Below are 565 nucleotides of genomic sequence, written 5' to 3' on the forward strand. Positions count from 1 at the left end.
TGCCCTTAATAACTTGACCACAAAGATGCTCGCATCCACTCTACAGTTCTCAAACACCACACCAGAAACAAACTCCCGGAGCGTGAAAGCCCCTCGGCGTGTTGCCTCAGGACCCAACAGCGTGCCAGCGAACAATTCTTCCGACCTCCCAGGAACACCCTCTCCACGCTCCCCGAAGGAAGCAGTACTAGAGCGTCCCGGCAAAAGCCGGCCGAACCCTAACCAGTAGTTCCACAATTCCTTGAGCAACCAGTGCCACCACACAGTCGGTGATGAAACCCTGGCCACCCCACAGTGCTGATCCCGGGTATCCCGGGGACTGTGGATGTGTTGCTCCTTAGAAAGGAGGTGATCCAGCCGCACCTTCCGGTACGGCTACCTTGTTACGACTTCGTCCCAATCGCCAGTCCCACCTTCGACCACTCCCCCCGCTTACGCGGTTGGGCCATGGGCTTCGGGTGTTACCGACTTTCATGACGTGACGGGCGGTGTGTACAAGGCCCGGGAACGTATTCACCGCAGCGTTGCTGATCTGCGATTACTAGCGACTCCGACTTCACGCAGT

General features: G+C 57.7%; 1 rRNA gene. It reads right to left on the reverse strand.

What is annotated here, in order from left to right:
- Positions 1 to 341: 341 nt before the first annotated feature.
- Positions 342 to 565 (reverse strand): 16S ribosomal RNA (locus ACLJPX_RS44255); the annotation flags it as partial.

This window comes from Amycolatopsis sp. lyj-90, from assembly GCF_046549035.1.
In the GTDB taxonomy this organism is placed as follows: Bacteria; Actinomycetota; Actinomycetes; order Mycobacteriales; family Pseudonocardiaceae; genus Amycolatopsis.